19 protein-coding genes are annotated in these 18,704 nt (G+C 59.9%); 13 read left to right on the top strand and 6 right to left on the bottom strand.

What is annotated here, in order from left to right:
• Nucleotides 1-149: 149 nt before the first annotated feature.
• The gene (locus PH558_RS09305) at nucleotides 150-983 is read right to left on the bottom strand and encodes a sugar phosphate isomerase/epimerase family protein (RefSeq protein WP_285203775.1); all 834 of its coding nucleotides are present in this window, start codon (nucleotides 981-983) and stop codon (nucleotides 150-152) included.
• Between the two features lie 54 nt (nucleotides 984-1,037).
• Complete coding sequence (locus tag PH558_RS09300) at nucleotides 1,038-1,214, bottom strand: hypothetical protein (protein WP_285203774.1); 177 nt, start codon at nucleotides 1,212-1,214, stop codon at nucleotides 1,038-1,040.
• On the opposite strand from PH558_RS09300, the gene PH558_RS09295 reads away from it, so the two are divergent.
• Entirely contained in the window at nucleotides 1,213-2,142 is a 930-nt protein-coding gene (locus PH558_RS09295; protein WP_285203772.1) for a sugar ABC transporter substrate-binding protein, read from the top strand. The two genes, PH558_RS09300 and PH558_RS09295, sit on opposite strands and share 2 nt — an antisense overlap.
• Nucleotides 2,143-2,337: 195 nt before the next feature.
• On the top strand, nucleotides 2,338-3,372 hold the full coding sequence (locus PH558_RS09290; protein WP_285203771.1) for a sterol desaturase family protein: 1,035 nt from the start codon (nucleotides 2,338-2,340) through the stop codon (nucleotides 3,370-3,372).
• A 182-nt stretch (nucleotides 3,373-3,554) separates the two neighbouring features.
• Here the strand turns inward: PH558_RS09290 and PH558_RS09285 are convergent, their stop codons facing one another.
• Nucleotides 3,555-4,592 (bottom strand): LacI family DNA-binding transcriptional regulator, encoded by a 1,038-nt coding sequence (locus PH558_RS09285; protein ID WP_285203770.1) that lies wholly within the window; start codon nucleotides 4,590-4,592, stop codon nucleotides 3,555-3,557.
• 179 nt (nucleotides 4,593-4,771) lie between these two features.
• Here PH558_RS09285 and PH558_RS09280 point away from each other — a divergent pair, with 179 nt between their 5' ends.
• The 3 genes from PH558_RS09280 (at nucleotide 4,772) to PH558_RS09270 (ending at nucleotide 7,000) form a co-directional block, all read left to right on the top strand.
• Nucleotides 4,772-5,089, top strand: coding sequence for a MocE family 2Fe-2S type ferredoxin (locus PH558_RS09280; RefSeq protein WP_095437608.1), 318 nt, complete (start codon nucleotides 4,772-4,774; stop codon nucleotides 5,087-5,089).
• Nucleotides 5,086-6,327, top strand: a complete 1,242-nt coding sequence (locus tag PH558_RS09275; RefSeq protein WP_285203769.1) for an NAD(P)/FAD-dependent oxidoreductase — start codon at nucleotides 5,086-5,088, stop codon at nucleotides 6,325-6,327. Before PH558_RS09280 ends, PH558_RS09275 begins: the two co-directional genes overlap by 4 nt.
• A 373-nt stretch (nucleotides 6,328-6,700) precedes the next feature.
• Complete coding sequence (locus PH558_RS09270; protein WP_285203767.1) at nucleotides 6,701-7,000, top strand: tautomerase family protein; 300 nt, start codon at nucleotides 6,701-6,703, stop codon at nucleotides 6,998-7,000.
• An 8-nt stretch (nucleotides 7,001-7,008) separates the two neighbouring features.
• Here PH558_RS09270 and PH558_RS09265 read toward each other — a convergent pair whose 3' ends face one another.
• Nucleotides 7,009-7,671 carry an HAD-IA family hydrolase gene (locus tag PH558_RS09265; RefSeq protein WP_285203766.1) on the bottom strand — a complete coding sequence of 221 codons (663 nt, stop codon included), beginning with the start codon at nucleotides 7,669-7,671 and terminating at the stop codon, nucleotides 7,009-7,011.
• Nucleotides 7,671-8,591, bottom strand: coding sequence for a sugar-binding transcriptional regulator (locus PH558_RS09260; RefSeq protein ID WP_285203765.1), 921 nt, complete (start codon nucleotides 8,589-8,591; stop codon nucleotides 7,671-7,673). The genes PH558_RS09265 and PH558_RS09260 overlap by 1 nt, the downstream gene beginning before the upstream one ends.
• Nucleotides 8,592-8,819: 228 nt before the next feature.
• Here PH558_RS09260 and PH558_RS09255 point away from each other — a divergent pair, with 228 nt between their 5' ends.
• From PH558_RS09255 to PH558_RS09220, 8 genes are all read left to right on the top strand, one after another.
• A complete protein-coding gene (locus PH558_RS09255) occupies nucleotides 8,820-9,761 on the top strand; it encodes a tagatose-bisphosphate aldolase (RefSeq protein WP_285203763.1) in 942 nt (313 codons plus the stop codon).
• Nucleotides 9,754-11,166 (top strand): ROK family protein, encoded by a 1,413-nt coding sequence (locus PH558_RS09250; protein ID WP_285203762.1) that lies wholly within the window; start codon nucleotides 9,754-9,756, stop codon nucleotides 11,164-11,166. The genes PH558_RS09255 and PH558_RS09250 overlap by 8 nt, the downstream gene beginning before the upstream one ends.
• A gap of 228 nt (nucleotides 11,167-11,394) precedes the next feature.
• The gene (locus tag PH558_RS09245; protein ID WP_285203761.1) at nucleotides 11,395-12,384 is read left to right on the top strand and encodes a substrate-binding domain-containing protein; all 990 of its coding nucleotides are present in this window, start codon (nucleotides 11,395-11,397) and stop codon (nucleotides 12,382-12,384) included.
• A gap of 109 nt (nucleotides 12,385-12,493) precedes the next feature.
• Nucleotides 12,494-13,558, top strand: a complete 1,065-nt coding sequence (locus tag PH558_RS09240) for an ABC transporter permease subunit (RefSeq protein WP_095436463.1) — start codon at nucleotides 12,494-12,496, stop codon at nucleotides 13,556-13,558.
• Nucleotides 13,551-14,297 (top strand): ATP-binding cassette domain-containing protein, encoded by a 747-nt coding sequence (locus PH558_RS09235; protein ID WP_015343065.1) that lies wholly within the window; start codon nucleotides 13,551-13,553, stop codon nucleotides 14,295-14,297. Before PH558_RS09240 ends, PH558_RS09235 begins: the two co-directional genes overlap by 8 nt.
• Before the next feature lie 294 nt (nucleotides 14,298-14,591).
• Nucleotides 14,592-16,121: an HAL/PAL/TAL family ammonia-lyase gene (locus PH558_RS09230; RefSeq protein WP_285203759.1), complete on the top strand. Its 1,530-nt coding sequence runs from the start codon at nucleotides 14,592-14,594 to the stop codon at nucleotides 16,119-16,121.
• Nucleotides 16,121-17,125 carry an ornithine cyclodeaminase family protein gene (locus tag PH558_RS09225; protein WP_285203758.1) on the top strand — a complete coding sequence of 335 codons (1,005 nt, stop codon included), beginning with the start codon at nucleotides 16,121-16,123 and terminating at the stop codon, nucleotides 17,123-17,125. The genes PH558_RS09230 and PH558_RS09225 overlap by 1 nt, the downstream gene beginning before the upstream one ends.
• Before the next feature lie 6 nt (nucleotides 17,126-17,131).
• Entirely contained in the window at nucleotides 17,132-17,941 is an 810-nt protein-coding gene (locus PH558_RS09220; protein ID WP_446740101.1) for a phosphate/phosphite/phosphonate ABC transporter substrate-binding protein, read from the top strand.
• A 32-nt stretch (nucleotides 17,942-17,973) separates the two neighbouring features.
• Here the strand turns inward: PH558_RS09220 and PH558_RS09215 are convergent, their stop codons facing one another.
• Nucleotides 17,974-18,555, bottom strand: a complete 582-nt coding sequence (locus PH558_RS09215; RefSeq protein ID WP_095436467.1) for a nucleoside 2-deoxyribosyltransferase — start codon at nucleotides 18,553-18,555, stop codon at nucleotides 17,974-17,976.
• Between the last annotated feature and the right edge of the window lie 149 nt (nucleotides 18,556-18,704).

The following is an 18,704-nucleotide window of genomic DNA, read 5'->3' as shown; positions in this document are numbered from 1 at the left end:
CTCGATCAGCACTTCGCCGGCTCTTGGCCCCTCCAGCTGAACCGTCATCACCTCAAGCGGCTTGCCTGCCGCAACCGCGACCGCTGCTCTTACGTCCATAGAAAATCCTCCAAAATCAATAGCCTATGATCGATATCTAATTTGATTTCTTAGCCGGATACCTTCGCCCATAAATCGAGTATTTCTTGCCGCATAAGCAGCGATTCTTCCCAGCGGTCGGTCGTGTCTTCACCGTCCCTGCCGGTGATTGCATAGGGCTTCGGCCCCAGTTCGCAGGTGAAGGCAAGTGTGGCGTCCCTGTCGGCGCGCTTCTGCCAGCTTTTGAAGCCATATTCCCACCAGCTGAGGAAAAGATCGACCCAGGGTCTGTGATGCGGGAAGGAAATTTCGATCTGGACCTGTTCGCGGGAGGCAACGCGGCCATGGAAGGCCCAGGAGCTGTCCAATATCCGATGAATAAGGGCATGATTTTCGTCGGATACCGGCCAGGCGAACTCCCGCCCGACAAGGAAATGGGAGATATCGCCGAGCAGCCGCAGGTTCGGCAGGCGATCGAGCAGATCGAGCGTGAAGAAGAGATCCGTCGTCATGCGGTCGCGATGGGTCTCGATCCAGACATCGATGCCGGCCTCTTCCGCCAGGCGTTGCCAGCCCTCCAGCAACGGAATGCAATCCTCAAGCCGTCGCAGGCGCACATCCGGCTGCAGACAGATGTGATGGACATTATATTCGGCGGCGATCTCGAGCACCGGCTTCAGATCGTCGACGGTTTTCGGGAAGCACTGTCCCTCCGCCTGCAAGCCGTGCTGCTTGAGCAGGCCCGCGACACGGGAGACAAGATTGCGATCGGACCAATGGGCGCTGATGCCGTCGAAGCCGGCAGCTGCGATCTTATCGATGCTTTCCTCCAGGGAAAGCTCCGGATATCTCGCACTACGCCGCTCCATGGACCAGAGCGACTGGAATATAAGCAAGTTCTGCATAAGTCCTCCCGTGCCGGTGGCTTGCTCAGATCACGAATCCCAGCGCTTGGCCAGTCAGCGCGATGATGGGTTTTGATCATCGGCGCTTTTCACTGCAAAGCGGATGTATTCGCTTGGTGAGAGCTCTCGGCCTGATGGTTTTTCATCAAAATACTCCCGGACACCGATCCGCCCCACCGGTAACTCTTTCCAAGCGGTCAGGTGGGCCGCCGTTTCCTGGGAGGAGAACATGTTGAAATTTCTGAGTGCAAGCGCGCTTGTGCTGATGCTGTCGTCGCAGGCCTACGCCGCCGATCGGATAGGCGTGTCGATGGGCTACCTGACGACCAATTTCCAGACCCTGATCGCCAATGGCATGCAGGATTACGGCAAGACCAAGGGCCTTGATCTGCAGGTGGTGGATGCCGCCAACGACGTCAACAAGCAGCTCGATCAGGTGCGCAACTTCGCAGCCGGCGGTGTCTCGGCCATCATCGTCGATCCGGTGGATTCGGACGGCACGCCGGCGATCAGCAAGATTGCCGAAGATGCCGGCATTCCGCTGATCTACGTCAATATCCAGCCGACCGATCTCTCCACACTCGGCAAGAAGCAGGCCTTCGTTGGTTCGAATGAGACCGAATCCGGCACGTTGCAGACGATGGAAGTCTGTCGCATGCTCGGCGGCAAGGGCAATGTCGTCGTCATGGTCGGCGACCTATCGAGCCAGGCAGCCCGCCAGCGGACGCAGGATGTTCACGATGTGCTCAAGGCCGGCGATTGCAGCGGCATCAAGGTGGTCCGCGAGCAGGTCGGCAACTGGAGCCGTGTCGATGGCGCTGATCTGGTATCGAACTGGCTGACGTCAGGCCTTTCGTTCGATGCCGTCATTGCCAACAACGACGAAATGGCGCTCGGCGCGATCTCAGCGATCAAGAATGCCGGCGGTTCGACCGATAAGACGATCGTTGCAGGCATAGATGCGACGCCGGATGCGCTGCAAGCGATGAAGTCGGGCGACCTCAAGGTCACCGTCTTCCAGGACGCCAAGGCACAGGGCCGCGGCGCCGTCGATACGGCGATCAAGGCCATCAGGGGCGAGCCGATCGACCGAGAAGTCTGGATACCCTTCAAGCTGGTGACGAAAGACAACATGGCCCAGTTCGAAAGTCTCAACTGAGTAAAGAGGCATCGGCAGCGGGGAGCAGAGCTGACGGTGCAGGGGAAGGAGTGGCTTTGGCCTCCCCTTCCCGCCTCAGATCATGAGCCGACGAATTTTCCGCCGCCGTGAGCAAATTTCATCAAATCAATGCTGTCGTTTCTGGCCGACACCGCTGACACTGACTGCATGGTTCCGTTCAATGGGAGGCACTTCATGGACGATACGCTGTATGGCACGCGAGACAAGCGCGGCGACTGGAAACCCAACAAGCTCTTGCAATATCCGCCCGTTTTCATCTGGCCGGCGAAACCGCTGGCGTTCCTGAAATGGTTCTTCGGCTATCCCGGCTATCTGATGCCCTGGAATGTCGTCTATGCCGTCGTCGCAACATTGCTCTGGCTCTATGCGACGCCCTCGATGGAGACCATGAAGACGCTGGCGCCGGGCTGGATCGCCTATCTTCTCGTGCGTAATGCCGTCCTGGTCTTCCTGTTCTTCGGCGCCTTTCACCTGCGCCTCTACATGCAGAAGAAGCAGGGCACGAGCTTCAAATACAATAGCAAGTGGCCGTCGAAGGATAATTCCGCCTTCCTCTTCAGCAACCAGACCGTCGACAATGTGATCTGGACCTTTGCAAGCGCCGTACCCCTCTGGACAGCCTTCGAAGTGCTGACGCTATGGGCCTTTGCGAACGGCCTCATTCCCTATGTCGACTTCGCCGAACATCCGATCTATTGCGCCATCATCATGCTCTTGATCCCGGCGTTCCGCGATCTGCATTTCTATCTGGTGCATCGCTTGATCCACTGGCCGCCGCTCTATCATACGGTTCACAAGCTGCATCATAACAACGTCAATCCCGGTCCCTGGTCCGGCCTCGCCATGCATCCGGTCGAGCATCTCCTGTATTTCTCCGGCGTTCTCATCCATTGGATCGTACCGTCCAATCCGATCCACGCGCTGTTCCATCTGACGCATGCGGCACTTGCGCCGGCTCCGGGCCATGCCGGCTTCGACAAGATCGTGATCGGCGAGGAAGCCGGGATCGATACCCATGCCTATGACCATTACCTCCACCACAAGTTCTTCGAGTGCAATTATGCCGATGGCGTGATCCCGCTCGATCAGTGGTTCGGCACCTTTCACGACGGCTCGAAAGAGGCCGAGGACCGCATGAACAAGCGCTTCATGGAGCGCGCCAAGAAATATGCAGAAAAGCAGGCCCGCCGCTCCGGCGCGCCAAGCTAGCAGCGAGCCGAAGCCTGGCTGGGTTCTTCCAGCCAGGACAATGATCTCAAGGACTTGCCAAAGGCGCTATGTGCTCCATATGCGCGTATTGAGCTCTCCCCCCGCCACCGGTTCAATCGGCCGTTGATGGCGGGAAATGCCGGAGCCTGCGGCCCTCCTTCCGCAGGCTCCGGCCTTGTCACTTACTGGTGACTGGATGCCGGGCCAATATTCTCTGTCGTATAGGTCAGGAACGGAACCGGCTCTTGGCTAACGGGCACGTCGATAATCCCCATTCGCGATAATATCGCATCCAGTGCGCGCCTCGCCTGGGTTTCGGGTGCCTGATCGAGAACGAGCGTCATCAACCCAGAGGCGATGAAGCGGCGCGTTTCGTCGTTGAGCTCGTGCCCTATCCAGATGCAATCCCTTCCCTGTCGTTCCTGAAAGCGCTGAAGCACCGAGCCGACCCCGAGATTGGCGCCGCCGGCATTGTAGATGCCGACAATATCTGGACAGCGACGCAGCGCCTGCGTCATCACTTCCGCGGATTTCACGTCGTCATCCCAGCCGAATACGACTTCCGAAAACTGCAGTGCCGAACCACGCTGAGAACCGAGATAATCGGAGAAGCCGCGAATGCGCTCTCGGTGAATCTGATAGGCCCAGCTATGACAGATGGCGACAATGCTTCCCGCCGCGTGCCGCAGCATCTGCGACATGTAGAAGCCGGCGGTTCGGCCCGCGGCATAGTTGTCGATCCCCACGAACACGTCGTCCCTTCCCGTGAGATACGAAACGATCTGGACGACTTCGATGTCGGCGGCACGCGCCTTTCGCAAGCTCTCCCGAATTGCCGGATGATCGACCGCCGCAACGATCAGGCCATGCCGGCGAATGCTGCTATTGGCCACATGCGCAGCGAACTTCTCCGGCTCGCTCTCTTCGAGAAAGGTCCGGTGGACGGTGATCGAGCTGTCCAGCGAGGCGGCGATTCGCTCGAAGGCACGGTTGAGTCGGCTGAAGAACGGCGACTCCGGCCTGACCAGGATGACTTCGATGCGGATCGTGCCGCGATAAAGACTTGGGATGATCCCCTTATAGCCTAAGCGCTTTGCGGCCAGCACCACCTTCTCCGCCGTTTGCGGCCTGACGCTGCCGCGTTCGTTGAGAACGCGCTCCACAGTCGCAGGGCCGACACCAGCGGCGGCGGCGATGTCCACGAGACGTGCCTTCTTCATGCCGCTCCTCCCTGATGAAAAATGATCATAATCGGCGTGGAATGTGAAGGGGCATTTCGCGCATGCTTAAAACCAGCCGGGAGGAAAAAACGATGCGCGATCAAAGTGCAACGTCGACCTGCTCCCAAGATTGGATGATGCGTTTCGCGCCTTGCGGCGACTGCAATGAGGAGGAAGAAATGACGAACTGGGTTGATGCCTGCGCTGCCGATGAAATCGATCAGGAGGATGTTGTCCGCTTCGATCACGCCGGGCGAACCTTTGCGATCTATCGTAGTCCCGATGACGAATATTTCGCTACGGATGGGCTTTGCACCCATGAGAAAATCCATCTGGCCGATGGGCTTGTGATGGACGACACCATCGAGTGTCCGAAGCACAATGGCCGCTTCAGCTATAAGACGGGCGAAGCGCGAGGCGCTCCGGTCTGCATCAATCTGAAAACCTATCCGGTCAAAGTGGAAGGCGATCGCATCCTGATCGGGCTCAGCGCATGAGCGGCGATGCGGGCATCATCATCGTTGGCGCCGGTGAATGCGGCGCGCGCGCCGCTTTGAGCCTGAGGGAGGGCGGTTACCGGCAGGCGATCACCCTCGTCGGCGATGAGGTTCACCTTCCTTACGAGCGGCCGCCTCTTTCCAAACAGGTTCTGCTTGGCGAGATGGAGCCTCGGATACCAACCGTTCTCAATGATCTCGTGCTGGCGGAGCAGGCAATCCGGCATATCGGCGGCGCCTCGGCTGACGCCATCGACACGTCGGGAAAGCATCTGTTCCTCTCCGATGGGCGGGCGCTGCCTTACGACAAACTGCTGCTGGCGACCGGCGCGGCACCAAGGCGGTTGCCGAACGCGCCCGTCAGCAGCCGCATAGTCTACCTGCGGACGATCGACGATGCGCTTGCACTCCGTTTCCTCGTTCGCGCCGATATGCATGTGGCAGTGCTTGGGGGCGGTTTCATCGGCCTGGAGGTCGCCGCATCGGTGCGTGGCCGCGGAGCGAGGGTTACGGTCATCGAGTCGCAGGAGCGTATTCTCAAGCGCGGTGTCCCCGAACCGATCGCCGAAGCGATCACTGCCCTGCACCAAGGCAATGGCGTCGTCATGAAATGTGGCGTGGCGGTTCTCGGGCTCGAAGCGGATGAGCAGCGAGTCGATATTTCTCTTTCCGATGGAGATGCGATTTCGGCCGATGTGCTCGTCGTCGGGATCGGTGCGCAGCCACGCACCGATCTTGCTGCACGCGCCGGCATCGCGATCGACAACGGCATTGCGGTCAATGAGCGTCTGGAAACATCGGCGCGCGATATCTATGCCGCCGGCGACTGTTGCTCGTTTCCACATCTCCTTTATGGCGGGCGCCGCCTGCGTCTCGAAGCCTGGCGCAATGCACAGGATCAGGGCATTCTCGCCGCCGCCAATTTGATGGGGGCGGCGCGCAGCTATCAGGCAGTTCCCTATTTCTGGTCGGACCAGTTCGATCATACGCTGCAGATCGCCGGCCTTGCCGATGAGGGCCGCATGGTTGTGCGCAGAGACCTCGGGGACGGTGCCTTCATCCTGTTTCATCTCGACGACCAGCAGCGGCTGGTCGCCGCAAGCGGTGTCGGCCCCGGCAACAAGGTCGCCAAGGATATCAAGCTCAGCGAGATGCTGATTGCCGGACGCGTCACGCCCTCAATCGAGGCGCTGGCTGGCAACGCGAACCTGAAATCGATGCTGCCTCGAGCGGCCTGACAGGCTATCAAGATACGTTCGCCTTGCGTCTTCGATCACGACAGCCTGCCGGCATTACCGGCAGGCTGCAGCAATGCATTCATGAGCAGGCGCCATAAGTGCTTTCAGCATTCAGGTGCTAATCCGGCATCCGGATCGTCCTACATTCCTTTTGCAGTTCCCTAAGGTGTAGCAGCGGCCGCCATTCGTCCGGATCGCTGCGAGATCCGGTGCGGATATCTGCCTTGCTCCGCAAAGGCGTCGAGACGAGCCGAAAGCCCCATGAGCGACGTCGGAGGCAACGCCAGACCCAAGAAAGGATAGCCATGGAATGCACCCTTCCGCAGCAAGCTTCATCCTGTCAGTGCTTTTCCTATGCGGACAAGCAAAGAGCATGGAGCTTGGTCCGGCGGAGACTTTTACCGGCCCGACAATCTCCGACAAACACAGGAATGACCCGATGCCCCATATTATTTTGAAAATGGCAGCAGGAAGAACCGACGCAATGAAGCATGCCGTGGCTGAAAATCTGGCCAAGGCGGTCATCGAAACACTCGGCGTTGACGAGAGTTCGGTTTCCGTCGCGATCGAGGATGTGGCGATGTCCGATTGGGCCGGGAAGGTCTATGTTCCCGACATCCAGGGCAAGTCAGACACGATCTATAAAAAGCCGGGCTACGATCCGTTTCGGTGAGGGGCCGGTCAATCGGGTCTGGCACAGAGACGCAGACGAGCATTTGCATCGATGCTCGCACTGACGCGATCATAGTCCTCAATAGTCGGATGCCGTGTGAATAACGGCTTCCGATGGGTCGCGCTGATCACGAGCACGGAAGCACCCGAGGTTTCTGCTGCCTCTATCCCCGCTGGTGCATCCTCAAAAATAAGACATTCTTCAATAGGTTGCGCCAACATCCTTGCAGCCAAGATGAAGCAATCCGGCGCCGGCTTGCCATGTTGCACATCCTCGCCCGCGATTAGAATCTCCGGCCAGGGAATACCGGCTGCCGCAATGCGGACCTTGGCGAGTTCGCGTGGGGCGGAGGTGACGATCGCCCAGCGATCGGACGGCAGGCTTTTCAGAAAGCCGATAGCGCCCGCGATCGGTTCGACGCCGGCAACATCATCGATTTCGGCCTGTGTGAGTACCCTCACCTCTTCGGCGGGATCGATCCCTGACAGGCCGAGGCGGGTGATCGTCTCGATCGCTTTGCGACCATGAACGGTCGCCAGCAGCGCGATAGCATCGACGCCGCGTTTTTCCGCCCACGCGGTCCAGACCCGTTCGGCGACCGCAATCGAATTCAGGACGGTTCCATCCATGTCGAACAGGAACGCGCCGAAGGAGCGGTCGTCAAAGGGCATCAGGATCGATCCTCGGCTTTCTGATGGGACGACAGACGATCGAGGATAGCCTGCGCTGTATTGGCATCGGTGACCAAAGCGTTGATCATTCCCGATCGCGCCGCGCCGATAATGCCGCTTGCCTTGCCGGGGGCAGCGGCAACCGCGATGCAGAGCGGCACCTTGCGCAATTGCGCGGGAGAGGCTGCAATCATCCCCTCCTCTCCATCCCAGTGCAGGATCTCGCCTTCTTCCGTGACGTAGTGGCGCAGCACGTCGCCGGCTGCTTGGCTCAGCGCCTTTTCACCCGGCAACGCTGTTTCCGAAGGGTTGGCAGCATGTGTCAGCCCGACGCCGACGATTGCCGCGTCCAGCCTGTCCCAGAGAGACGTCACCTGCTGGACTGTGGGATCTCCGAGGAATGCATCCCGGAGTTCGGTCGAAGAAATATAAGGCGCATGCAGGAAATGCGGCACGCCACCCATCTGGATCGCCGCCTGGCGTACGAATTCGTTGATCTGAAAGTGAGGCGCGGCATGCTGCATGCCACCGTTCAGCGCGACCGTGACGATGCCGGGCAATTGCGGCAGGCCCGCCATTGTCACCTCGCGCACCGCCCGCCCCCAACCAATGCCGAGCGTCGAACCCGAACGCAGGCCCGCCTGTTGCAGAAGCGAGCCGACAGGCGCGGCAAGCGCGCTCAAGACATTTGATGACGGCGTATCGATCACCGCAGCGGTGCGCAGCTTCAGGCCGTCGATCAGTGCGGCACTCAGGTCCTCGGCAGGTGAAAGATCGATCACTTCAATCCGGACGATCCCGACTGCCCGGGCTCGCTGCAGCAACCGCGAAACCGTCGCCGTCGACAGGCCGAGCTTCCTGGCAATATCCACCTGCGCCATATCGGATTGGTAGTGCAGTTTGGCGACCGTGTGCAGCAACGCGCGATTTGCCGCAGCCTCCTGCGATTGAGATGAATTCAGCTTGAAATTCCTTTCTGCAATGTGTTACACATACGCCACTTGAGGAGTTATCGCTTAAAAAGCCCGGTTTCGCAACGTTTATACCGCGCATGAGAGTCCTCAATTTAAGGAGCACTGCCCTCTTCGAGGAGTGGGGAAGGCGTGCCCGTATGGGTGCCGTTTCGCAACGGCTGGAGGAAGGATCACATGACGAAATTGACGACAGCGGAGATGCGCGGCTACCAGCAGATTTGCGGCAGCGACGGCGCCATGATGGTGATTGCCTGTGACCAGCGCGGCGGCATGCGCAGCCTTCTGGCCAGGGATCCGGCCGAGCAGGCAGTGATCTCCGACCAGGTGCTGGGGGACACGAAGGCCGATATCGCCCGGTTCCTGGCAAGCAAGGCGTCCTGCGTGTTGGTCGATCCCATCTGCGCCGTGCCGGCGCTGGTCGATGATCGTGTCCTTCAGCGCGATACCGCACTGCTGATCGGCCTCGATGCTTCCGGGTGGGATACATCGCCGGAGGGCTATCGTCTGTCGAAGCTGGTTCCTGGCATTTCTGCCCGCCGCGTGCGCCAGTTGGGGGCAACGGGTGGCAAGATCATGGTCTATCTGCGCTCGGATCGGGATGCGGCGAATGCCCACAATATTCAGATCTTGAAGCAATGCATCGAAGATTTCGCGCATGAGGATCTTCTGCTGGTCGTTGAATTCCTGACCTACAAGTTCGAAGACGAGGATGAGGCCGAGTACAAGGCGAAACTACCCTCTCTGATCGTCGGCGGCAGCAAGATCTGCCTCGATCTCGGCGCGAAGGTCTTGAAAATCCCTTATCCGGGCTCGTCGGAAGCCTGTGCCGAAGTCACGCGCCTTTCGGGCGACGTGCCCTGGGCGGTGCTGTCGGCCGGCGTCGACCATGCAACCTTCCTCACCCAGGTCGAGGATGCCATGCGCAACGGAGCTTCCGGCGTCATCGCCGGTCGCTCGCTCTGGAAAGACTGCATCTCGCTCGACCGTTCGGTAACGAAGGATCGGCTGGAGACGGTCGCGGTGCCAAGGCTTCGCGAAATCCAGGCCGTCATCGCGACGCACTTCAAGGGCAGAGGCTCGCACGGCGCTGATCAAAGGCAGCGCGCTCATGGCTGATATCGCCATCGGCGTCGATATTGGCGGCACGAATATTCGCGCTGCCCTCGTCTCCGTTCAAGGCGAGATCCTTGCCAAGCTGTCGGAAAGAACTCCGACCGATCCCCTGTTGGCATTGGAGCGCGTGATCGCGATGGCGCGCACTCTCGACACTCCTGAAGTTTTAGGGATTGGTGTCGGCATACCAGGGCGGGTCGATGTCGACAGTCGCGAAATTCTGTCTGGCGGCATCCTCAACCTCTCGAGCCTCGACTTCGTAAAGCGGCTTGAGACAGCGCTGCAAAAACCTGTTGTCATCGAGAATGATTGCAGCATGGCGCTGATCGCAGAAATGCGGATCGGTGGTGCCAAAGGCTATCAGAACGTCGCGATGCTGACGATCGGGACGGGCATTGGCGGTGCCGTCGCTCATGCCGGGCGCATCTATCATGGACACAAGGCGGCCGGACAACTCGGCCATATTTGTGTATCGCAGGATGGCCCGCCCTGCCCTTGCGGCAGACGCGGCTGTGTCGAAACCTTCAGTTCGGGAACCGCTTTGCGCCGACACATCGCTGAAGCGGGATTGTCGGTGACGACAATCCGCGAAATCTTCGACATGGCGGCAGAAGGAAACGATACGGCAGTCCGCGTGCTGCGCCAATGGGCAACACCCTTGCGTGCTGCGCTCGACAATATCGCAGCGACCATGGACCCGGAGATTATCCTGCTCGGTGGCGGGCTCGGCTGTGATGCTGCGCGGGCGCTAGCCGACTTGCCGGCACCCGCACCCTGGTTTTGCCCCGCCATATTGCCGGCGAAGCTTGCAGACGATGCCGGCGTGATCGGCTCTGGGCTTTTGATTTTCGGCGCTGATGCCCTACCGCAAGGAAAGCGGGTTGTCCTCATCAACGGCGTGCCGGCTTCCGGCAAAAGCAGGCTGGCCAAGGCTTTGTCGCTGCGGACCGGCTGGCCGATCCTGTCTCTCGACGGCATCAAGAACCCGTTCCTGCAGCACATTGGTCCGGTCGACCGCGACTTCAATCGGACGCTGGGAAAGGCGAGCTACCAGGCGATCTGGTCTTTTATCGCGGAGGCGCCGACGGGTTCGACCTTCATCGTCGATGCGTGGTTCGGCTTTCAGCCGAAGGCTCAACTGGAGAGTTATCTCAATGCTGCGCACATAGACCATGTCGCCGAGCTTTGGTGCAAGGTGCCTGGATCGGTCGCGGGCGAGCGCTATGCCAGCCGGCTGAAGGAGCGGCTGCCGGGACATCCGGGTGCCGAATATGTGCCGGAACTGATAGCGCTTGCCGATCGGGCTGAGCCCATGGGCTGTGGTGCCGTGATGACGGTCGACCAGACGGAGGAACCGGATATGGAGGCTGTCATGGCCTGGCTTTCAAAGGTCTTCGAGCGCGAATGACAGGCGCCGCCGTCCGGGCAGACGGCATAAATGCGAAATAATCCTGAACCGTCGTGCGACGCTATGTCCCCTGCGGATGTGGGCATCGTGTGCATGGCAGAATTGTGCAGCTATATCAACAAGATAAAGGAAATTCCTTGCAGAAAAAAATTACTTGACGTGCCGCAGTAACCCACTGATTATCGCGTTGCCGGACAGGGGAGGTTCGGTTTCAAGAGGAGGAAAATTATGGAGCGCCGCTCATTTCTGAAGGCTTCGGCCGTGGCATCGCTCGCTACCGGTGTTGCCGCTATTGCCGGTACCACCAAAGCTGCAGACAAGAAATTTACGATTGCCCTTATACCGGGGCTGACGACCGATGCTTTTTACATCACCATGCGCAAGGGCGCCGAAGCCGCGGCCAAGGCCATCGGCGCGACGCTGGTGTTCCAAGGTGGCCCCGATTTCAACCCGGTGACACAAGTTCCGGTCCTTGATGCAGTGATTGCCAAGAAGCCCGATGCAATTCTCATCGCACCGACCGACAAGGACCAGCTGATCCAGCCGCTGAAAAAAGCCAATGATGCCGGCATCCCGGTCATCACCGTCGATACGTTCATCGGTACCGGTGTCTACCAGACCGGCAAAGGCGATGCCGATTTTCCGCTGGCCTACATCGCGTCCGACAATCTGCTCGGCGGCGCGATTGCCGCACGCGCGCTGGCGAAAGCCGTCGGCGAAAAGGGCAAGGTCTACGTTTCCAACGTCAAGCCCGGCATCTCGACCACGGATCAGCGCGAGCAGGGCTTCAAGGAGGAAATGAAAAAATATCCGAACATCACCGTTCTGGAGACGCAGTATAATGACGACGACGCCAACAAGGCGGCATCGCAGCTGCAGGCGGTCTTCGCCCGCAACTCCGATCTCGATGGTGTCTTCGGGGCCAATCTGTTCTCCGCTCTCGGTGCTGCCAACGGCGTGCAGCAGGCTGGCCAGACGGGCAAGATCCGCGTGGTCGCCTTCGATGCGCCGACGTCGATCGTCGACAACATCAACTCCGGCCTCGTCGATCTGGCGATCGCACAGCATCCGGCTGAAATCGGCTATTTCGGTGTGATGGCAGCCTATGCGCACCTGACCGGCAATTCGATCCCGACGGCGATCGGCACCGGCTTCACGGTCATCGACAAATCGAACGTGACGGACAAGAACGTCGCGAAGTTCATCTACTCCGATTGATGCGGAGATAGTCTGTGCCTCGCCGATCGGCGAGGCACATTATCCAACGATGATAGAGCGAGCGGCGCCGTGATCTTCGCGCCTTCAACGCTTCAGTTTGGACCAGTCCATGACAATCGACAATGCAGAGGTCCGCAAGGCGGATCATCACGTGGCGCCGCAGGCGGACCATGGCGACCAGGCAAAAACCATCCTAAACCGCATCGCGCAATTGCGCGCATGGCTCTTTCTTGCCGCGCTTATCGTGACCTTCGAGATCTGGGCGCGGATCGATTTTGGCGGCACGTTCGTCGGCTCGAGCTTCAACTGGCAGTCCGTCGCGATCTTCGCGGTGGCGCCGCTGCTGCTGGCGATCGGACAGACCTTCGTCATCATTTCCGGCGGCATCGATCTATCGACCGGCTTTATCATGGGTCTCGCGGCCGTCGTCGCGGCACATATTGCCAATATTGCCGGGCTCTACATGCCACTGCCGGTCGCGATGGTATTCGGCATTCTCGTTGCCATGCTGGCTGCCGCCGTCCCCGGTTTCATAAATGGTCTCCTGATCTCCCGTCTCAAGGTTCCGCCATTCATCGGCACGCTTGGCATGTTCGGCGTCGCCCGCGGCACGGCTTTCCTGATTGCCGGCGGCACCACCGTGCCGGTCAAGAATTCTTACTTCGCCGAACTCGGCAACGGGCGGTTCTACGGCGTCCCCTATCTCGTCATCGTCACGCTCGTTTTCGTGGTCATCACGCATTATCTGCTGAGCCAGACACGTTTCGGCCAGCACAACTACGCCATAGGCGCCAATGCTCAGGCCGCCCGCCGCGCCGGCATCGACATCAAGTCCCATTTGCTGAGGCTCTATATTCTCTCGGCCGTCTGCGCCGGGTTGGGCGGTGCGCTCTATGCAGCCCGTTTCACAGCAGGCGCGGCCCAGGCGGGCGAACCCCTGCTGCTTGACAGCGTGGCTGCCGTCGTCATCGGCGGTGCGAGCCTATTCGGCGGCTCCGGCACGATCATCGGCACCGTTGCCGGCGCTCTCGTCATCGCCGTCATCCAGTACGGACTCGTTTTCATGAACGTGGAGCCATTCTGGCAATTCATCGCGGTCGGCATCGTCATCATCATTTCGGTGCTCATCGACCAGGCGCAGCGCAGGTTCAGCGGAGCAAAACAGGATGAATAGCGCAACTCCCCTCCTCGAGGTCCGCAATCTCTCGCGTTATTTCGGCGCGGTGCGCGCCCTCGACAATTGCTCCATGGTCGTCCGGCCCGGTGAAGTCGTAGCACTTGCGGGCGATAACGGTGCCGGCAAGACCACGATGATCAAGGCAATCTCCGGTGTCTATCCGCCGACCGCCGGCGAAATCTTGATCGAAGGCAAGCCTGTCACCTTCTCATCGCCTCAGGATGCGCGCGAGAAAGGCATCGAGACGATCTATCAGGATCTGGCGCTCGCCGACAATCTGACGATCGGCTCCAACATCTTCCTTGGACGCGAACCGATGAAGAAGCTCTTCGGTTTCCTGCCGGTTCTCGACCGGAAGGCTATGGCGGAAGCGGCGCGCAAGACGATGGCGGAGCTCGATTTCCATGTGAAGCGGCTCGATGCGCCGGTCAGCAACTTTTCCGGCGGCCAGCGGCAGGCCGTCGCGATCGGACGTGCGGTTTACTGGAATGCCCGCATCCTCGTTATGGACGAGCCGACCGCTGCACTCGGTGTGCCCGAACAGCGCAAGGTCGTGGCCCTCATCAAGTCGCTGAAGGCGCAGGGACGCGGTGTTATCTTCATCTCGCACAATCTGCAGGACATCTTCGCCGTCTCCGACCGCATCGTCGTCCTGCGTCGAGGGATTGTCGCCGGTGAGCGTAACATCGCCGACACCAATCATGAGGAAGTCGTGAGGCTCATGATCGGCGGCTGATCCGCTACCGAACCGACGTCGGTTCAAAACATGGTGATAGCGATAACGTCTCATCGCTATCACCCTGTTTGTTTGCGTCAAGTCCTTGGACGGCCGCTTGCTGTTTCTGGCGCTCCTCTACGCACCGGATATGACTTGCAATGAGATAGCGGTGTTCTTCAATCGATATGACTATTGCCGGCCATGTGCTGTGCTATGCGTGGTATCTACGAAGTCCGACGACAAATATCGACTGGAAAGACATTCCGGCGAAGATCGCGGGAAACCGGGCGCACGTCGCGGAGGCAGGCAGATATGAACAAGACGAATAATATCGTATCCTTCACCGGCGCGTCCCCAACGGTGAGCGATATTGCCGCAATCGCGCGCCGTAGCGCATGGATCGAGGTTTCGCCTGACGTCGAAAACAAAATTGCCGCTGCCCGCGCTGTCGTTGAACACTACCTGGCGGCCGATCGACCTGTTTATGGTTTGACCACAGCCTTAGGCGCCGGGGTCGATACCCGGCTTGCCACTGATGACCTGATCGCCTTTCAATTGCGCGTGCCACAGGCCCGCGCAGTCGGGGTCGGGCCGGCGCTGCCACGCGAAACCGTCAGAGCGATGATGGCCGCCCGCATCGCTGGCATGACGGCCGGCGGCTCCGGCGTATCGCTCCCAGTTTTCGCCGGTCTCGTTGCCGCACTGAATGCGGGCTTTCATCCGGTGGTTCCTTCGCTCGGTTCGATCGGTGCCGCCGATCTTGCGCCCTTGGCGCATATGGGACGCGCTTTGCTGGGGGATGGCGAGGCAGAACTCGATGGCGCGATCATGCCGGCGCGGGATGCCCTATCAAAGGCTGACCTAGCACCTTTGCCGATTGCGCCGAAGGATGGCCACGTGCTTGTGGTCGCCAACAGCCTTTCGGTTGGCAAGGCCTGCCTCTGCATCGAGGATATCGAGCGGCTGTTTGATTGGTCGCTTGCGGCAGTTGCGTTGAACTTTGAGGCTTTCCGGGCAAACGTCTCTGCCTTCGATGACCGGGCGCTGACGGCCAGGCCAGCCTTCGGCCAGCGCGAGGTGGCGGCGAGACTTCGCGAGCTGCTTTCCGGGAGCTCTCTTTTTGTCGACGGTGCGGCACGGCGTCTGCAGGATCCTCTAAGCTATCGCTGTACCCCGCAGGTCTGGGGCGCCCTACTCCACGCGGTCGGTGAAGCGCGCGCAGCAACCGAGATCGAGCTTGCCAGCTCCGGTGACAATCCCGTCGTGCTCGCCGACGAGGGACTTATCCTGTCTCACGGCAATTTCGACATGACGGCCTTCGTTCTCGCATGGGAGCGGCTCGGCCAGGCCATCGCTCATTGTGCGGCGGCGACCGCCTATAGAACGATGAAAATCATGTCTCCGGGCATGTCGGAGTTGCCGCGTTTCCTGACCCCGCTCGGGCAGAGCAGAACGGGTTTTGCCACCGTGCAGAAAACGGTCTCGGCGCTTGAAGCCGAGATACGCCATCTGGCCAATCCCGTGTCGCTCACGCCGATCCCGGTCGCGGATGGTATCGAGGATCAGGCGTCGATGGCACCAAGTGTCCTCGCGAAGATTGAAGCGATGATCGAGCGAATGCGTTATCTCGTGGCGATCGAACTTGTCGCGTCGGCCCAGGCAGTCGAGCTGCGCAGCGTGGCGGGCGAGCTCGGCAGCGGGACGCTGGGTGCCTATCGACAGGTGCGCCAGCTGGTGGCACCGCTCGAGGAAGACCGTGCGCAAGGACCTGATTTTCAGAGAGTGATGGAATTTATCGCAGAGACCGCGGCGAAAGCCGGTGACATGCCTGGAGAACGGTAATGCAGGAAATTTGGATCGACTATCTCAATGCCATCGACGCCAAGGCGCTGGCACTTTCCAACGACGAAATACTCGACGCCGTGACCAAGGCACTCGATGCGCAGGGGCGCGGCGAAGCGGTCATCGAGCCTCGCGTTCATCTCGTGCCCGAGAGCTCCGATAAGGGTCATTTCAATGTGCTGCGCGGCTATGTGAAGCCGCTCGATTATGCCGGCGTCAAGGTCGTCGGCGATTTCGTCGACAACTACAAGCAGGGCCTGCCCTCGGAACTGGCGGTTCTCAATCTCTTCGATCCGCGCACCGGCGTACCGAAGGCGATCATCGATGCGACTGCCATCACCGACATGCGAACCGGTGCGGTCACCGCTATCGGCGCGCGCCATCTCGCCCGCAAGAACAGCAAGATCCTCGGCCATATCGGTGCACGCGGCACTTCCTACTGGAACGTGCGATTGCTCGATCACCTCTTCGACTTCGATGAGATCCGCGTGCATTCGCGCCGTCCGGAAAGCCGCGACGCCTTCGCCGCACGACTGGAAAAGGATCTCGGCAAGAAGATCATCGTGACGGACAATTGGGATGATTGCCTGAAAGGCGCCGATATCATGATCGAGGCGAGCCGACTGCCGGAGCCGACGCCTCTGTTCAAGACCGCCTGGGTCAAGAAAGGCGCCTTCGTCGTGCCTTACGGCACGATGAGCGCGCTCGAATTCGACCTGACTGATATCATGGACAAGGTGGTCGTCGATGACTGGGGACAATGCGGACCGGGGCGTCCCTTCGGTGCCCTTCGCCGTCATGTCGACGAGGGCAAGGTGACGGCGGAGACGCTGCATGCCGAGATCGGCCAGATCGTGTGCGGCGCCAAGCCGGGCCGCGAAAGCGATGACGAGACCATCCTCTTCTGGCATCGCGGGCTCAGCACCACCGACGTCGCGCTCGGTGCAGCCATGGTCGAAAAGGCGAAGCGCATGAATATCGGCCAACGACTTCGGTTTGCGTGACGCGCCATGACGACTTCCAGTGCTATCGCCTGCTCACGAATGTACAATCTGAGCCCGAAAATATCCGGTCTCTGGGATGAGCTCTTTCATTGGCTTGCCGACCGGTCAGGCGTTGAGCTGGAAATCATTGCGCATGCGGCTCCGGCACCTCTGTCCGACCTATGGGGACGCCCGGATATGGGCGCCGTTTTCATGTGCGGCTTTCCGTTCTCCCGGCTATCGCCGGCGGAGCGCCCGCAGCCGCTGGCTGCGCCCGTTTCTCTAGCGGACTGGGCAAACGGTCAGCCAGTCTATGCGAGCCATATCGTCGCTGCTCAAGGCAAGTCGCTCACAGAGGCGGATCTTGCAACCGTGCGCTGGGGCTGGACGGTGCGGGACTCTCAGTCCGGCTATAATGCGCCGAGGGAGTTCTTTGCCACGCTTGCAAATAGACCCGCAGCGGCGCAGATCGTCGGCCCGCTTCTCAATCCGCGCGGCGTAGTCGACGCCATTCGTTCAGATACCATAGATGTCGGCGCCATTGACGCCTATGCCTTTCAGCTGATGGCAATGCACGAGCCGGACATGGTCGCGCCATTGCGCATCGTGGCCACCACGAAGCCGGCCCCCTTCCCCTTGCTGGTAGCCGCAAGGCAGCAATCGCCTAATGTTGTCAATGCGCTACGCACCGTTCTTGTCGGGGCGCATCGAGATCCGGAAGGGAGCGATATCCTCGCATCGCTAGGCCTCAGCGCCTTTGCCGAACCGGATATTGCCGCCTATGACCAGCTTCCCATACGAGCGCGGGCGATCGATGCAGCGCTCGGAACATGGTGAAGTTCGAACGCGCGCATCGATAGCAGAGCCTATTATGAGTTGACGGTCTGTTTCAGCAATTGCTCTGCCGCCAGGCCCAGGCATTCCTCGAAGGCCGTCAGATCGAGAAAGAGCTGCTCCGGCGCGACCTGGCGTGTGACGATGATGCCGCCGCGTGCCGCAATGCCGCCGTCGAGCATCAGATTGTCGGCCATGTCGAAGTTTTCCAGCGCCATGCCATCGGGGCCGCGGTGGCGCCCGTCCTCACCGAGATGAACGTCGCCGCCATAGAGCCTGCTCACGCGCTCGAAATGGTTATCGGTGCAGTTGGAAAAAGCAAAGGCCGGGCAGCCGCGGGCGCACATGAAGCCGAGTTCGAAAGCGGTACCAATATCGGCCGCTATGCCACGAAACGGCGTCAGATTGGCGATGATGAGATCGGCGCTTGTCATCAGTTTTTCATTGATGGCGCTGATAGCAAGGCCACGCTGGCGGCGTGTCTCGGTTTCAGGCACGACCAAGTCTCCCGGAGAAACGGGCGTGAAGCCGTAGCTGCGTGCCATTGCGATCTTGCGATCGAGTATCTCCCTTGCGTTTGGAAGGAAAACTTCCGGACCTGCCAGATATGCTCTCAATGCCTTACCTCTTTGACCGAATATTGCACTGCGGAAGTTGCGGAACCATATGAAGCCTATGGCCGATTCAGGGCTCTTCTGCCATACCCGGCACATAATTTACGAAGTCGCGAATTAAAAGTGATTGCCGTTCCCGGTCACTGGCGAGA

The organism is Rhizobium pantanalense (genome assembly GCF_030182525.1).
Taxonomy (GTDB): Bacteria; Pseudomonadota; Alphaproteobacteria; order Rhizobiales; family Rhizobiaceae; genus Rhizobium.
The sequence above is the reverse complement of the archived record's forward strand: the minus strand, read 5'-3'. Positions and strand labels throughout refer to the sequence as shown.

Coding starts and splice junctions, on each gene's coding strand:
- PH558_RS09305 (WP_285203775.1), bottom strand. CDS start 983: ATGCAGAACTTGCTTATATTCCAGTCGCTCTGGTCCATGGAGCGGCGT.
- PH558_RS09295 (WP_285203772.1), top strand. CDS start 1,213: ATGTTGAAATTTCTGAGTGCAAGCGCGCTTGTGCTGATGCTGTCGTCG.
- PH558_RS09300 (WP_285203774.1), bottom strand. CDS start 1,214: ATGTTCTCCTCCCAGGAAACGGCGGCCCACCTGACCGCTTGGAAAGAG.
- PH558_RS09290 (WP_285203771.1), top strand. CDS start 2,338: ATGGACGATACGCTGTATGGCACGCGAGACAAGCGCGGCGACTGGAAA.
- PH558_RS09285 (WP_285203770.1), bottom strand. CDS start 4,592: ATGAAGAAGGCACGTCTCGTGGACATCGCCGCCGCCGCTGGTGTCGGC.
- PH558_RS09280 (WP_095437608.1), top strand. CDS start 4,772: ATGACGAACTGGGTTGATGCCTGCGCTGCCGATGAAATCGATCAGGAG.
- PH558_RS09275 (WP_285203769.1), top strand. CDS start 5,086: ATGAGCGGCGATGCGGGCATCATCATCGTTGGCGCCGGTGAATGCGGC.
- PH558_RS09270 (WP_285203767.1), top strand. CDS start 6,701: ATGGAGCTTGGTCCGGCGGAGACTTTTACCGGCCCGACAATCTCCGAC.
- PH558_RS09265 (WP_285203766.1), bottom strand. CDS start 7,671: ATGCCCTTTGACGACCGCTCCTTCGGCGCGTTCCTGTTCGACATGGAT.
- PH558_RS09255 (WP_285203763.1), top strand. CDS start 8,820: ATGACGAAATTGACGACAGCGGAGATGCGCGGCTACCAGCAGATTTGC.
- PH558_RS09250 (WP_285203762.1), top strand. CDS start 9,754: ATGGCTGATATCGCCATCGGCGTCGATATTGGCGGCACGAATATTCGC.
- PH558_RS09245 (WP_285203761.1), top strand. CDS start 11,395: ATGGAGCGCCGCTCATTTCTGAAGGCTTCGGCCGTGGCATCGCTCGCT.
- PH558_RS09240 (WP_095436463.1), top strand. CDS start 12,494: ATGACAATCGACAATGCAGAGGTCCGCAAGGCGGATCATCACGTGGCG.
- PH558_RS09235 (WP_015343065.1), top strand. CDS start 13,551: ATGAATAGCGCAACTCCCCTCCTCGAGGTCCGCAATCTCTCGCGTTAT.
- PH558_RS09230 (WP_285203759.1), top strand. CDS start 14,592: ATGAACAAGACGAATAATATCGTATCCTTCACCGGCGCGTCCCCAACG.
- PH558_RS09225 (WP_285203758.1), top strand. CDS start 16,121: ATGCAGGAAATTTGGATCGACTATCTCAATGCCATCGACGCCAAGGCG.
- PH558_RS09220 (WP_446740101.1), top strand. CDS start 17,132: ATGACGACTTCCAGTGCTATCGCCTGCTCACGAATGTACAATCTGAGC.